14 protein-coding genes are annotated in these 14,541 nt (G+C 62.7%); 9 read left to right on the top strand and 5 right to left on the bottom strand.

The features are described 5' to 3' along the window. The first annotated feature begins 80 nt into the window (after positions 1-80). From ABHM97_RS18535 to dnaE, 4 genes are all read left to right on the top strand, one after another. A complete protein-coding gene (locus ABHM97_RS18535; protein WP_235520443.1) occupies positions 81-776 on the top strand; it encodes a DivIVA domain-containing protein in 696 nt (231 codons plus the stop codon). 99 nt (positions 777-875) lie between these two features. Next, entirely contained in the window at positions 876-1,484 is a 609-nt protein-coding gene (gene lspA / locus ABHM97_RS18540) for a signal peptidase II (RefSeq protein WP_349471820.1), read from the top strand. Then, positions 1,477-2,403, top strand: coding sequence for an RluA family pseudouridine synthase (locus ABHM97_RS18545; protein WP_349471786.1), 927 nt, complete (start codon positions 1,477-1,479; stop codon positions 2,401-2,403). Before lspA ends, ABHM97_RS18545 begins: the two co-directional genes overlap by 8 nt. A gap of 59 nt (positions 2,404-2,462) precedes the next feature. Beyond that, positions 2,463-6,020, top strand: coding sequence for a DNA polymerase III subunit alpha (dnaE, locus tag ABHM97_RS18550; RefSeq protein WP_284987256.1), 3,558 nt, complete (start codon positions 2,463-2,465; stop codon positions 6,018-6,020). Positions 6,021-6,040: 20 nt separating this feature from the next. On the opposite strand, the gene ABHM97_RS18555 is transcribed toward dnaE, so the two are convergent. Beyond that, entirely contained in the window at positions 6,041-6,541 is a 501-nt protein-coding gene (locus ABHM97_RS18555; protein ID WP_349471787.1) for a flavin reductase family protein, read from the bottom strand. A gap of 108 nt (positions 6,542-6,649) precedes the next feature. Between ABHM97_RS18555 and ABHM97_RS18560 the strand changes: the two genes are divergently transcribed. From ABHM97_RS18560 to nrdR, 3 genes are all read left to right on the top strand, one after another. Continuing rightward, a complete protein-coding gene (locus ABHM97_RS18560; RefSeq protein WP_349471788.1) occupies positions 6,650-7,186 on the top strand; it encodes a hypothetical protein in 537 nt (178 codons plus the stop codon). 4 nt (positions 7,187-7,190) lie between these two features. Beyond that, the gene (gene hisD / locus ABHM97_RS18565; RefSeq protein WP_349471789.1) at positions 7,191-8,552 is read left to right on the top strand and encodes a histidinol dehydrogenase; all 1,362 of its coding nucleotides are present in this window, start codon (positions 7,191-7,193) and stop codon (positions 8,550-8,552) included. A gap of 169 nt (positions 8,553-8,721) precedes the next feature. Then, positions 8,722-9,225, top strand: a complete 504-nt coding sequence (gene nrdR / locus ABHM97_RS18570; protein WP_349471790.1) for a transcriptional regulator NrdR — start codon at positions 8,722-8,724, stop codon at positions 9,223-9,225. A gap of 78 nt (positions 9,226-9,303) precedes the next feature. On the opposite strand, the gene ABHM97_RS18575 is transcribed toward nrdR, so the two are convergent. The 3 genes from ABHM97_RS18575 to map form a co-directional block, all read right to left on the bottom strand. Then, a complete protein-coding gene (locus tag ABHM97_RS18575) occupies positions 9,304-10,065 on the bottom strand; it encodes an SDR family oxidoreductase (RefSeq protein ID WP_349471791.1) in 762 nt (253 codons plus the stop codon). Between the two features lie 6 nt (positions 10,066-10,071). After that, entirely contained in the window at positions 10,072-10,875 is an 804-nt protein-coding gene (gene ppgK, locus ABHM97_RS18580; protein WP_257371333.1) for a polyphosphate--glucose phosphotransferase, read from the bottom strand. Between the two features lie 73 nt (positions 10,876-10,948). Continuing rightward, a complete protein-coding gene (gene map, locus ABHM97_RS18585; protein WP_349471792.1) occupies positions 10,949-11,827 on the bottom strand; it encodes a type I methionyl aminopeptidase in 879 nt (292 codons plus the stop codon). Positions 11,828-11,935: 108 nt separating this feature from the next. On the opposite strand from map, the gene ABHM97_RS18590 reads away from it, so the two are divergent. Beyond that, on the top strand, positions 11,936-12,100 hold the full coding sequence (locus ABHM97_RS18590; RefSeq protein ID WP_235520453.1) for an SPOR domain-containing protein: 165 nt from the start codon (positions 11,936-11,938) through the stop codon (positions 12,098-12,100). Here the strand turns inward: ABHM97_RS18590 and panB are convergent. After that, on the bottom strand, positions 12,097-13,002 hold the full coding sequence (gene panB, locus ABHM97_RS18595; RefSeq protein ID WP_349471793.1) for a 3-methyl-2-oxobutanoate hydroxymethyltransferase: 906 nt from the start codon (positions 13,000-13,002) through the stop codon (positions 12,097-12,099). The two genes, ABHM97_RS18590 and panB, sit on opposite strands and share 4 nt — an antisense overlap. Before the next feature lie 191 nt (positions 13,003-13,193). Between panB and glnA the strand changes: the two genes are divergently transcribed. After that, positions 13,194-14,534 (top strand): type I glutamate--ammonia ligase, encoded by a 1,341-nt coding sequence (gene glnA, locus ABHM97_RS18600; RefSeq protein WP_090825698.1) that lies wholly within the window; start codon positions 13,194-13,196, stop codon positions 14,532-14,534. Positions 14,535-14,541: the final 7 nt, after the last annotated feature.

Consider the following 14,541-nt stretch of genomic DNA (forward strand, 5'->3'; position numbering starts at 1 on the left):
AGGAACCAGATGATATTTAGGTACCGTAGTTTTGAACGGCCGGAAGGCCTACTGACTAACTAGACCAACGAGGTGACCAGATGGCTTTGACGCCAGAAGACGTTGTCAACAAGCGCTTTCAGCCGACCAAGTTCCGCGAAGGCTACGACCAGGACGAGGTCGATGACTTCCTCGACGAGATCGTGGTGGAACTTCGCCGCTTGAACCAGGAGAATGACGAGCTTCGCAAGAAGCTCGCCGAGGCCGGTTCGGCTGTTCCTGCTGCAACCACTGCGGCTCCGGTCGTCGAGAAGGTGCCGGCTCCGGTCAAGGTCGACAAGGAAGCCGAGGCCAAGGCAGAAGCTGAAGCCAAGGCTGCCGCTGAGGCTGCCAAGAAGAAGGAAGCCGACCAGGCCGCTGCTGCCGCTGCCAAGGCTCCTGCTGCGAACAACAGCCTCACCCCCTCTGCCGAGTCGGCTGCAGGACTGCTTGCCATGGCACAGCAGATGCACGACAAGCACGTCTCCGACGGTGCGCAGCAGAAAGAAAAGATCATCGCCGAGGCGCAGATCGAGGCCTCCAGCCTCGTCAACGACGCCCAGGAGAAGTCCCGCAAGATCCTCGGTGCCCTCGAGCAGCAGCGCTCCGTCCTTGAACGCAAGGTTGAGCAGCTCCGTGGCTTCGAGCGCGACTACCGCTCACGCCTGAAGGCCTACATCGAAGGCCAGCTGCGTGACCTCGACGCCCGTGGTTCCGTCGCTGCCCCTGAGGTCGGCGAAGCAACCGCAGACGTATAGCAAGTATTCTAAAAGCCGGTGGCTGAGGACTCCTCGGCCACCGGCTTTTGCTGTTAACCCACCGCAGCAGGCCACCACGCTTACCGAATGAAAGCCATAATGACCGACGACTTCACCGATGACGCTTCACAGCCGGAGCCCGGCTCACGCCGAAAGCGGCGGCCGGCCGTACTCTGGCTTTTTGCCGGCTTCGCCGTGTTCGCCTACGCCTTTGACCAACTCACCAAGCTCTGGGTAACCAGCACCATGACCGAGGGCGAACGGATACCCGTGCTGCCTCCGTTGCTTCATTGGTATTACATCCGGAACTCCGGGGCGGCGTTCTCCATCGGTGAGAACGTCACATGGATTTTCACGATCGTCATGGCGGCTGTTTCCATTGCGATCCTTTTCCAGCTGCGCCGGCTGGGCTCGGCATGGTGGGCATTGTCACTGGGCCTGCTGCTCGGCGGCGCATTGGGCAACCTGACAGACCGCTTGTTCCGTGAGCCGTCCTTTGCCATGGGACATGTTGTGGACTTCATTCAGTTGCCGAATTTTGCCATTTTCAACATCGCCGACTCGGCTGTGGTGTCCGGGGTGGCCATCATCTGCCTGCTGACCCTCCGCGGCGTTGGCATGGACGGGTCCCGCCATGTCCAGACACCGAAGCCAAGCGGTGAGGCCAAGCCGGCCGGCGGTTCCACAGGGGAGTCCACCAGTGAGTGACTCCGTGGTGGTACCCGAGGACCTGGCTGGAGCACGTGCGGACGCCGGGTTGGCGAAATTGCTGGACATCTCACGGTCTGCCGCGGCACTGCTGATCGCCGAAGGCAACGTCAGTGTCCGGGGCGTGCCCCTCGGCAAATCGGCGAAGCTTGCAGCCGGCACAGTTCTGGACGTCACCGTTCCGGAACGGCCTGACCCTTTGGAAGTCGTGGAGGAAGTTGTGGAAGGCCTGAAGATCCTGCTGGACGACGACGAATTCGTTGTCATCGACAAGCCGGTGGGAGTCGCCGCCCACCCGTCTCCCGGATGGGTGGGCCCCACTGTGGTGGGCGGCCTCGCCGGGGCGGGATACAGGATCTCAACGTCCGGGGCACCTGAGCGTGCAGGGATCGTGCACCGGCTCGACGTCGGCACGTCCGGTGTCATGGTGGTGGCAAAAACAGAGCATGCCTACACGGTGTTGAAGCGGGCGTTCAAGGAACGCACCGTGGACAAGGTCTACCACGCAGTGGTCCAGGGCCTCCCTGATCCACTGGAGGGGACCATCGATGCCCCCATTGGACGGCACCCCGGCCACGACTGGCGGTTCGCTGTCATTGAGGATGGTCGTCCGTCGGTCACCCATTACGAGGTACTGGAAGCCTTCGGCAAGGCGACGTTGGTTGAAGTGCACCTGGAAACGGGACGTACCCACCAGATCCGCGTCCACTTCTCGGCGCTCCGGCATCCCTGCGCCGGTGATCTCACTTACGGCGCGGACCCCCGCCTGGCCGCCACCCTGGGCCTCACCCGGCAATGGCTGCATGCCCGCCAGCTGGGATTCAACCACCCACGCACGGGGGAGTGGGTGGAGGTCAGCAGCGACTATCCTGCGGACCTCCAATACGCGCTGGACCTGCTGGCCAGCGGATCCGCCTAGATTGCCCTCACCGTCCCCGGGGCCACGTTCTGTCGGACCGGGGACGGTAGACTGTCGTGGTGACTTCCAGCAATGATTCGTTCGTCCACCTGCACACCCACACCGAATACTCCATGCTGGATGGAGCCGCCAGGCTGGGTGAGTTGTTTGACGAAACCGAACGGCTGGGCATGCCCGCCCTGGCCACCACGGACCACGGCTACCTGTTCGGTGCGTTCGACTTCTGGCGCAAGGCCACGGACAAGGGCATCAAGCCCATCATTGGCGTTGAGGCTTATGTAACGCCGGGCACGGCCCGCGGCGATAAGGAACGCGTCCGCTGGGGCGACGAAAGCCAGCGCAAAGACGACGTCTCCGGTGGTGGCTCCTACACCCACATGACACTGCTGAGCTACAACAACGTGGGCATGCGGAACCTCTTCAGGGCCTCCTCGATTGCCTCCCTGGACTCCGTGTTCGGCAAATGGCCGAGGCTGGACCGTGAACTGCTCAACACCTACTCCGAGGGCCTTATTGCCACCACCGGCTGCCCATCCGGGGAAGTCCAGACCAAGCTGCGGCTGGGGCTCTACCGCGAGGCGGTGGAGGCCGCCGCGGAGTTCCGGGACATCTTCGGCGCGGAGAACTACTTCTGCGAGTTGATGGACCACGGCCTGGACATCGAGCGACGCGTCACTGGTGACCTGCTGCGCCTGGCCAAGGAGCTGAACCTTCCGCTTGTAGCCACCAACGACCTCCACTACACGCACGAGCACGACGCCAAGGCGCACGAGGCCCTCCTGGCCATCCAATCGGGTTCAACCCTCCTGGAACCGACGTACGACAACGGCGGTTCGAGGTTCGCGTTCTCCGGCAGCGGGTACTACCTGAAGTCACCACAGGAGATGCGTGAACTGTTCCGCGACCACCCCGAGGCCTGCGACAACACCCTGCTCATCGCCGAGCGGTGCGAAGTGTCGTTCAACACCGGTGCCAACTACATGCCGCGCTTCCCCTGCCCGCCCGGGGAGGACGAGACGTCCTGGCTGGTCAAGGAAGTCGATGCCGGACTCAAATACCGTTACCCCCAGGGCATACCGGACAAGGTACGCGCTCAGGCCGACTACGAGCTCGGCGTCATCACCTCCATGGGTTTCCCCGGTTACTTCCTGGTGGTCGCCGACTTCATCAACTGGGCCAAGAACAATGGCATCAGGGTGGGCCCCGGCCGTGGCTCGGGTGCAGGTTCCATGGTGGCTTACGCCATGCGCATCACCGACCTCGACCCGCTGCAGCACGGCTTGATCTTCGAACGCTTCCTCAACCCGGACCGCGTTTCCATGCCTGACTTCGATGTCGACTTCGATGATCGCCGCCGCTCCGAAGTGATCGATTACGTCACCAAGAAGTACGGCGACGAACGAGTGGCCATGATCGTCACCTACGGAACCATCAAGACCAAGCAGGCGCTCAAGGACTCCTCGCGTGTGCTTGGCTACCCGTTCAGCATGGGCGAGACACTCACCAAGGCCCTGCCGCCGGCAGTCATGGCCAAGGACATCCCGCTCGCGGATATCCAAAACCCCGAGTCGAAGCGCTACAGCGAAGCAGGGGACTTCAGGCAGCTCATCGCCACCGATCCCGAAGCCGCGAAGGTCTTCGAGACGGCGTTGGGTATCGAGGGGCTGAAGCGCCAGTGGGGCGTGCACGCTGCAGGCGTGATCATGTCCTCGGACCCCATCATTGACGTCATTCCCATCATGCGCCGTTTCCAGGACGGCCAGGTCATCACGCAGTTCGACTATCCGACATCTGAAGGCCTCGGGCTGATCAAGATGGACTTCCTGGGCCTCCGAAACCTGACGATCATTTCGGATGCGCTGGAAAACATCAAGATGAACCGTGGCGTCGAACTGGACCTGGAAAACCTGGAACTCGACGACGCCGCATCCTACGAACTCCTGGCCCGGGGCGACACCCTGGGCGTGTTCCAGCTTGACGGCGGACCCATGCGGTCCCTGCTCAAGCTGATGAAGCCTGACAACTTCGAAGACATCTCCGCAGTCCTGGCGCTGTACCGCCCGGGTCCCATGGGCGCCAACGCCCACACCGACTATGCCCTGCGCAAGAACGGGATCCAAGAGGTCATTCCTATCCACCCGGAGCTGGAAGAACCCTTGAAGGAGATTCTCGGCGGCACCTTCGGCCTGATCGTGTACCAGGAGCAGGTTATGGCCGTGGCGCAGAAGCTGGCCGGCTACTCACTCGGCCAAGCCGATATCCTCCGCCGCGCGATGGGCAAGAAGAAGAAGTCCGAGCTGGACAAGCAGTTCGCCGGCTTCTCGCAAGGTATGCAGGACAACGGCTATTCCATGGCTGCCGTAAAAACGCTCTGGGACATCCTGCTCCCGTTCTCCGACTATGCCTTCAACAAGGCCCACTCCGCTGCGTATGGCGTGATTTCCTACTGGACTGCCTACCTGAAGGCGCACTACGCGCCCGAGTACATGGCGGCGCTGCTCACGTCGGTGGGCGATGACAAGGACAAGTCCGCCATCTACCTCAATGAGTGCCGCCGCATGGGCATTACGGTGCTGCCGCCGGATGTCAACGAGTCATCGTTGAACTTCACGCCTGTGGGAACGGACATCCGCTTCGGCATGGGTGCCATCCGCAACGTTGGCGTGAACGTGGTGGATGCCATGGTTGCGGCCAGGACATCCGAAGGCAAGTACACCTCGTTCAAGGATTTCCTGCTCAAGGTTCCCGCCGTCGTCTGCAACAAGAGGACCATTGAATCCCTGATCAAGGCCGGCGCGTTCGACTCCCTGGGCCACCACCGGCGCGCGCTGGCAATGATCCACGAAGAAGCCATCGACTCGGTCATCACCCTGAAGAGGAATGAAGCGATTGGCCAGTTCGACCTCTTCGCGGGCTTCGAGGATCAGGAACCCGAAGCATCGCTGACCACCGAGATTCCGGATCTTCCGGAGTGGGAGAAGAAGGACAAGCTCTCCTTCGAGCGCGACATGCTGGGCCTCTACGTCTCAGACCATCCGCTCCAGGGGCTGGAGGGCGTCCTCAGCCAGCACGCCGAACAATCCATCACATCGATCATCGCCGAGGACGGACCGCACGACGGCGCGATTGTCACCATTGCGGGGATGATCACCTCGTTGAGCCGAAGAATCGCGAAGGCCAGCGGCAATGCCTATGCCCGGGCGGAAATCGAGGACCTGGGCGCCTCGATGGAGGTCATGTTCTTCGGGCAGGTCTATGGCCCGATTGCCTCCGTGCTGGCGGAAGACCTGATCGTGGTGGTCAAGGGACGCTTGCAACGGCGTGATGACGGAGCTGTGACGCTGAACTGCATGGAACTCTCCGTGCCGGACCTCAGCGAAAGCGTGAACGGGCCCGTGGTGATCACCATCCCCACGTTCAAGGCGACGGAAGCGGTAGTGACCGACCTCCGTGATGTGCTGCGGACACATAGGGGAAACTCGGAAGTCCGGCTGAAGTTGATGGGCGACACCAAGGTGGAGGTCATGGGGCTGCCGGTCCACATGCGGGTGAACCCCAGCCCGTCACTGTTCGGAGATCTCAAGGTCCTCCTGGGCCCTGCCTGCCTGGATAACTAGGAGGGCGGGCCCGGGAGGGCTCAGATCTCGTAATCGAGCGGCGCCGGCTTGCTGTACGTGCCGCTGTGATACAGCAGGGGAGTGCCGTCGTCGCCTACCTGGCCGTCGTCGACCTCAACCACCACCACCGCGTTGTTTTCGAACGACAAGCGCATTTGGATCTTTCCAACCAGCCAGCCGCTGACGTCCTTGAGGATCGGCACGTCGTGTGGGCCGGGCTCCCAGTGGTCGCCTTCGAAACGGTCGCGGGTCCGGGCGAAGCGATTGGCCAAGGCTTGGTTTTCAAGCCCGAGCATGTGCACGCCGATGTATTCCGCGTTGGCCACTGCCGGCCAGGAACTGGAACTCCGGGCCATGTTGAAAGTGAAGCGCGGCGGTTCGGCAGACAGAGATGCCACTGAGGTGGCGGTGAAACCGAACGGATTGCCGTTGAGGTTGGCGGTAATAATGGCCACCCCTGCTGCATGCCGGCGGAACATCTCCCTGAAGGTCTGCTCGAAGCCGGGTTCTTCGCTTGCCACGTTGTTGTTCTCCTGGACTGGTTGTGTTTCTTTCTCTCAGGGTATTCCCCGGGTGCGCCACCCCCATCTTTTGGGGGGCCAGCGTGAACCTTTGTTAATGTGGGTTGCATGACCGAGCCCAGTGTGAGCCTTCCTTCCGTTTCCGAACCGGCTCCGGCCCGTAGTCCGCGGCAGTTGAAGGACGTACTTTTTTGGGTGGCCTTTCCCGCAGCTTTGGGCGTGGTCCTGGGCGTGCTCTGGTGGCTCCTGGCCCCGGGCGGGCTCAACCTCCTTTCGGGCAACCCGGACCTGGCCAATCCCGCGGACCCGGAGTCGTGGCTTCCGCGGGACTTGGTGCTCGCCGCCCTGGTGCTCCTCGCCGGGTGTGCAACCGGGCTTGCCCTGGACGGAAAGCTGCAGGGCACTGATGCGCCGCGTCAGCTGGCTTTCGCGCTGCTCGGCGGGGCGGTGGGCGCTGTGATCTCCTGGCTTGTTGGCCTGCTGGCCGGTCAGTTGTGGAGCCAGGCCCCGGACCCGGCCCTCGGTGCAGGGTACGGTTTCACGCTGCGCTCTTATGCGGTACTGGTCTTGTGGCCAGGAGCTTTGGCCTTCATGACGTTTGTCCTGGCGCTGTTCGGGGTTCTTTCGAAGAAGCCCGTAAAATAGCTGGGTGACCACTTCCCCGGATACTTCCGCCCCAGCAGCTGCCCTCGATTTCCGCACGATCGACTTCCGGGGCCGCCACCTTTCGCTTGCCGAACTGCGTGAAGCCGTTCCCAGGGCACGCCATCAGACGATGGCCGACGCCGAGCAAAAGGTCCAGGACATCATCTCTGCTGTACGCAGCAAGGGCTTCGCTGCCCTGGGCGAGCTGGCCCGGACGTTCGACGGCGTGGAACAGTCCCACCCCCGGGTCCCCGCCGAAGCACTGACGCAGGCGCTGGAAGAGCTCGACCCCGAGGTCCGTGCGGCCTTGGAAGAATCGATCAGTCGGGCGCGCCAGTTTGCGGACCGGCAGCGGCCCGCCAATGTGGACGTTTCGTTGGGCGACGGTGCAGTGGTCAGCCAGAACTGGATTCCCGTGGGCCGTGTTGGGCTGTACGTCCCCGGCGGCCTTGCTCCTTTGGCGTCATCCGTGATCATGAATGTGGTCCCGGCTGTGGCTGCCGGCGTCGGGTCCATCGCTCTGGCTTCGCCTCCGCAGAAGGACTTTGGTGGGCTGCCGCACCCCACCATCCTGGCGGCAGCCAAGCTCCTGGGCATTGATGAGGTCTATGCCATTGGTGGCGCGCAGGCAATTGTGTCCTTTGCCTATGGCATTCCGGGATCCGGTGAAGAACAGCCGATCGAACCTGTCGATGTTGTGACCGGCCCCGGCAATATTTTCGTGGCCACCGCCAAGCGGCTGGTTAAGGGCGTTGTGGGCATCGACTCCGAAGCCGGGACCACTGAGATTGCGGTCCTTGCCGATGCCACGGCACAGGCACCCCTTGTAGCTGCCGATCTGATCAGCCAGGCCGAGCACGATCCCAAAGCAGCTTCTGTCTTGGTGACGGACTCCGCGGACCTGGCCGACGCCGTCGTGCGTGAGCTTGCACGGCAGGCTGCTGCCACTAAGCACAGTGCCCGGGTTCTTGAGGCGCTGTCCGGACCGCAGTCCGGGGTCGTCTTGGTCGATGACCTGGAGCAGGGGATCGCCGTATGCAACGCCTACGCGGCCGAGCACCTGGAAATCATGACTGCGGACGCGGCTTCGGTCGCGTCCCGGATACGGAACGCCGGGGCGATCTTCGTCGGTGAGTACAGCCCGGTCAGCCTGGGCGACTACTGTGCAGGCTCCAACCATGTTCTGCCCACCAGCGGCACCGCCGCTTTCTCGTCCGGATTGAACGTCACCACTTTCCTGCGCGCAGTGCAGGTCATCAACTATGACCGCGACGCACTGCAGCAGGTCAGCACCCACATCGTCAGCTTGTCGGGCGCGGAGGACCTGCCGGGCCACGGCGACGCCGTGCGGATCCGGTTCGCCTGACCGTAAACCACTACATATAAGGGTGCCTACCACTACATGTAGTAGTTACACGCTTGTCATTACCGTGTGATGGACCGTAAACTAGTGCCGGAAGTTATCTTCCGGCACCTTTGCGTATCCGGCGGCCTGCCGGCAAGTCCCGTGCCGGAGCTGTCAGGGGAGGCCCAGCGTGTATTGTCCGTTCTGCCGGAATCCTGACTCCCGTGTTGTTGACAGTCGAATGGCTGACGACGGCTCTTCCATTCGCAGGCGACGCCAGTGCCCGGAATGCGGCCGCCGCTTCACGACCGTGGAAACCACCAGCCTCTCCGTCATCAAGCGTTCCGGCGTGGGCGAGCCTTTCAGCCGCATCAAGGTCATCAGTGGCGTCCGGAAAGCATGCCAAGGGCGTCCGGTAACTGAAGATGATCTCGCCATGCTGGCACAGGAAGTCGAAGAGAACATCCGTTCGTCGGGCGCAGCAGAGATCGACGCCCACGAGGTTGGCCTGGCGATTCTCGGACCGCTGCGGAATCTGGACGAGGTAGCGTACCTGCGCTTTGCCAGCGTCTATCAGGCATTCGAGTCCTTGGAGGACTTCGAATCTGCCATTTCCTTGCTCCGCCACGAGGCCGAGGCCCACGCCAAGGCAGGCACCAAGCAAGCCAAAGGCTCCGAGAAGAGCCCACTCTAGCTCCGGTGGCGGCAGCGGAGGGGAAGCCGCAGCCGCCACCGGCACCAAGCAGCGACCGTCGCGTGGCAAAGGGCGCGTCTATCGCCCGCCCGAAACCGGAAGAACGGCCCCGGTGATGTAGCCGGCTTCGCTGGACATCAGCCACATCACTGCGGCAGCGACTTCCTCGGGTTCGGCACCGCGCCCCATGGGAATGGTTGGATTCAGCTTCTCCACACGGTCCGGCATACCTGCTGCCGCATGGAGCCCAGTGTTGGTGCTGCCGGGAGCCACTGCGTTGACCCGGATTCCCTCCTTGGCCACTTCGGATGCCAACCCCACCGTCAGGACATCCACAGCCCCTTTGGTTGCGGCGTAGTGCACCCAGGTGCCGGGCGAGCCGGCTTTGGTGGCTGTCGAGGAGATGTTGACTATGTTCCCACCGCTGCCGCCATGATCCGTTGACAGCGTCCGCACAGCCTCCTGGCACATGAAAATCATGCCCGAGACGTTGACGTCGACAACCCGCTGTACCTTCTCGGCAGGCACCTCCACCAGGGTGCCGATCTGGTCGCCGGTGATGGCAGCGTTGTTGATGACCGCGGTCACCGTGCCCCAGGTCGCGGCTTGGTCAAACAAGCGAACGACGTCGGCCGGTTGGCTGACGTCGGCTTGTACGGCCAGTGCGCGGCCGCCTTGGGAAACGATGCGACGGACTACAGCGTGGGCGCCGTCGGCATCAGCTGAGTAATTGACCACGACGCCATAACCGGCCGTTGCCGCGGCATGGGCGACTGCTGCGCCGATGCCACGGCTGGCACCGCTGACAATCGCGACGCCGTTCCCAGACTTTTCGGGCATTCGCCCCTACTTGGCGAGTTTGTGGTGCAAAGCCACCTCAAGTGCAGCGCCAACAATGCCGGCGTCGTTTTTCAACTTGGCAGTCACGATCTTGGTGCGCAACTGCAGGTGCGGGAAGTATTCGTCGGAGCGCTTGGAGATGCCGCCGCCCACGATGAAGAGCTCAGGGGAGAACAGGAACTCCACGTGCTGCAGGTAGCGGTTCAGCAGGACACCGTATTCGTCCCAGCTCAGGCCGTCGCGTTCGCGTGCAACAGCCGATGCCTTGGTTTCGGCGTCGAACCCGTCCACCTCGAGGTGACCCAGTTCGGCGTTGGGGACCAGCTGGCCGTTGAAGATGAAAGCAGATCCAATCCCGGTGCCCAGGGTGATCACCAGGACTGTTCCATCCACGCCTTCGCCTGCGCCGTAACGGGCCTCGGCAAGGCCGGCGGCGTCGGCGTCGTTGATCACCTCGACGGGGCGTCCCAGGCGCTTGGTGAAAGCGGCATCGATGTCGGTATTGAGCCAGGTCTTGTCGACATTGGCCGCTGAGTGGACCACGCCATGCTGGATGATGCCCGGGAATGTCACGCCCACCGGGGATTCGGCTGCAGGTGCGTCGGGACGGCTGGACAGTTCTTCAACGATCTGGGCGACGACGTCGGCGACGGCCTCGGGCGTTGCGGGCTGCGGAGTGGGGACCCGGAATCTGTCACCTATCAGCTTGCCCTTCTTCAGGTCGACGATGCCGCCCTTGATGCCGGTGCCGCCGATGTCGATTCCGATCAGCGGGGCGTTCTTGTGGGTCTTCTCATCCTTCTTGGACAATGCATTTCCGATCGTGGCAGGAGGGGATGGGCATGGCGCAGCCTCCCGGGCTGCTGGGACCTTCCGGAGGGGCTCAGGGAAGGGTCAGGATTTCCGCGCCGGTCTCTGTGACCAGCAGGGTGTGTTCGAATTGGGCCGTGCGCTTGTGGTCCTTGGTGACGACCGTCCAGTCGTCGGCCCACATATCCCATTCGATGGTGCCAAGGGTCAGCATGGGTTCGATGGTGAACACCATGCCTGCCTCGATCACGGTGTTGTACGCCGGGGCTGCGTCGTAGTGGGGGATGATGAGGCCGGTATGGAACGCCTCACCCACGCCGTGGCCAGTGAAGTCGCGTACAACGCCATAGCCAAAGCGTTTTGCGTAGGACTGGATGGCCCGGCCGATGACGTTGATCTCGCGGCCCGGGGCCACAGCTTTGATGGCCCTGTTGAGCGACTCCTGCGTGCGCTCAACCAGCAGGCGGGATTCTTCGTCCACGTCGCCAACCAGGAATGTGTAATTGGTGTCACCATGGACTCCGCCTATGAAGGCCGTGATGTCGATGTTCAGGATGTCGCCGTCCTGCACCACCGTGGAATCCGGGATGCCGTGGCAGATGACCTCATTGAGTGAGGAACACAGCGACTTGGGGAAGCCCCTGTAGCCGAGGGTTGAGGGGTAGGCACTGTGGTCCAGCAGGAACTCATGCCCGACCTTGTCCAAGTGGTCGGTGGTCACTCCGGGTTGGATGTGCTTGCCAACTTCCACAATCGCCTGTGCCGCGATCTTGCCGGCAATCCGGATCTTCTCGATGGTCTCGGCAGACTTCACTTCGGAGCCCGTGAACTTGGCAGGTGCCTTCTTGCCGACATACTCGGGCCGGGGGATCGACGCCGGGACGGGTCGTTCAGGGCTGATGGTTCCCGGGGTGAGGGCGCCAATGGGTGCAGTCGAAGCTAGAGAAGGCATAGATTGATCATATAAGGCACGCAAGAGACGCAAGTAACAAAATGTGATTGGGTTCCTGTGACCCCGCCAACGTTACGCGTCCAATAGCCCGAGGACCGAGGAGGAGACGTGACGGAGTACTGGTACAACGTCAAGACGCACGAGATCGAAGAGGACGCAATGTCCGACTGGACCCAGCTGATTGGCCCCTATAAGACCAGGGAAGAAGCCGAGCACGCCCTGGAGAAGGTCAAAGCGCGCAATGACGCCTGGGACGCCCAGGACGAGGACTAGAAGGAGTGTTCCGGTCCGGGGAACTGCCCGGACCGGACGTCCTCCGCGTACGCTGCTGCGGCATCGCTCAATGTGGTGCGAAGGTCCGCGTACTGCTTGACGAACTTGGCCATCTTTCCGCCCCGCAGGCCTGCCATGTCCTGCCAGACGAGTACTTGGCCTGTTGTGCTCCTGCCCGCTCCGATGCCGACAGTGGGAACCCGAAGGGCAGCGTCCACGGTTGCCGCGGTGTCCGCCGGGACCATCTCCATGAGGACGCTGAAGGCGCCCGCGTCCTGGAGGGCCACAGCGTCATCGACCAGGCGCTGTGCGTCGTCCCCGCGGCCCTGGACCCGGTAACCACCCAGGGAGTGCTCGCTTTGGGGTGTGAACCCGATGTGGGCCATGACGGGGATGCCCGCCTGGACCATTGCCTTCACGGTGTCCGCGTAGTAGGCAGTGCCCTCGATCTTGACGGCGTGCGCGAGGCCTTCCTTGAGGAACCTGACACCCGTGGCGACCGCCTGCTCAGCTGAAACCTCGTAGCTTCCGAACGGAAGGTCAGCGACGACCAGAGCGCGCTTGGCCGACCTGGCAACGGCACGGCACAACGGCAGGAGTTCATCGACGGTGACAGGAAGGCTGGTCTCGTTGCCGAAGACGTTGTTGGATGCAGAGTCACCCACCAGGAGGACTTCGATGCCGGCCTGGTCAAAAATCTCGGCGGTGTACTGCTCATAGGCGGTGAGCATGGCGAAGTGCTCGCCGTTGTCCTTGGCCTGCTGAAGGTGGTGGATCCGGACCCTGCCCGCGGGCTTCCTCCCGGCTGCCGACGGCTGCTGTGCCGCTGCCGAGGGGCCGTTGCCGTAGGGGGCGGGAACTTCGGCGGGCGTGTTGGACTCAGGAAGGTTGCTCGGGGCCATGGATAGAGCCTAAGCCGTGCCGACGACGCCTGCCACCACTGTGCCCGGCGTCACCTTGTGTAAACGCTGTGTTACGCGCAGCTACTGCTGCGGCATTAGCACGGAACTCTTAGTAGAGTGAAGGCTGAGCTGCCGTGGCTTCACTCCAAGTGAAACCAGCGGCATGGACACCGAATCGGAAAAGAGGCCCTATGGACCGCCAGCAAGAGTTCGTTCTGCGGACAATCGAAGAGCGTGACGTGCGCTTCGTACGCTTGTGGTTCACCGACGTCGTAGGTTCGCTTAAGTCCGTTGCGCTGGCGCCTGCTGAAGTGGAAGGTGCCTTCGAGGAGGGCCTTGGCTTTGATGGTTCAGCCATCGAGGGCCTGGCCCGCGTGTTCGAGTCCGACATGCTCGCGCAGCCTGACCCGTCGACCTTCCAGATTCTTCCGTGGCGCGGTGAAACCGAGCAGACGTCCAGGATGTTCTGCGACATCCTGACGCCGGACGGCGAGCCCTCCGCTGCCGATCCCCGCAACGTCCTCAAGAGGACCCTCGCCAAAGCCGCCGACATGGGTTTCACCTGCTACACCCACCCGGAAATTGAGTTTTACCTGCTGAAGTCCAAGGACCTCGGTCCTGACGGATCGCCGGTCCCCGTGGACGAAGGTGGGTACTTCGACCACGTTCCCGGCGGCGTAGCGCAGGACTTCCGACGCACTGCGGTCACCATGCTCGAGTCGGTTGGCATCTCAGTGGAGTTCAGCCACCACGAAGGCGGACCGGGACAGAACGAAATCGACCTCCGCTATGCGGATGCGCTTCAAACCGCGGACAACATCATGACGTTCCGCACCGTGATCAAAGAGGTCGCCCTGCAGCAGGGGACATACGCCACCTTCATGCCCAAGCCGTTTACCGACCACCCGGGCTCCGGCATGCACACGCACTTCTCCTTGTTCGAAGGCGATACCAACGCCTTCTTCGAGGCCGGGGCGGAGTTCCAGCTGTCCAAGACGGCGCGCCAGTTCATTGCCGGCATCCTCAAGCACGCACCCGAATTCACGGCTGTGACCAACCAGTTCGTGAACTCCTACAAGCGCCTTTGGGGCGGCGGCGAGGCACCAAGCTACCTGAGCTGGGGCCACAACAACCGTTCTGCCCTGGTACGCGTGCCGCTCTACAAGCCCGGCAAGGGCCAGTCTGCACGCATCGAGTACCGCGGCATCGATTCAGCCACCAACCCTTACCTGGCCTACGCCGTCCTGTTGGGCGCCGGCCTGAAGGGGATCGAGGAAGGCTATGAGCTTCCCGCCGCAGCCGAAGATGACATCTGGTCGCTGACCACGGCCGAGCGCAAAGCCATGGGCCACGCACCGCTGCCGGCCAGCCTCCACGATGCCATCCGCGCCATGGAAGAGTCCGAGCTGGTGGCTGAGATCCTTGGCGAGCAGGTGTTTGAGCACTTCCTGCGCAACAAGCGTGCGGAATGGCAGGACTACCGCCTCCAGGTCACGCCGTACGAGTTGCAGCGCAACCTCGGCATTCTGTAGGCGGGGC

This window comes from Paenarthrobacter sp. CAP02, from assembly GCF_040137855.1.
GTDB lineage: Bacteria > Actinomycetota > Actinomycetes > Actinomycetales > Micrococcaceae > Arthrobacter.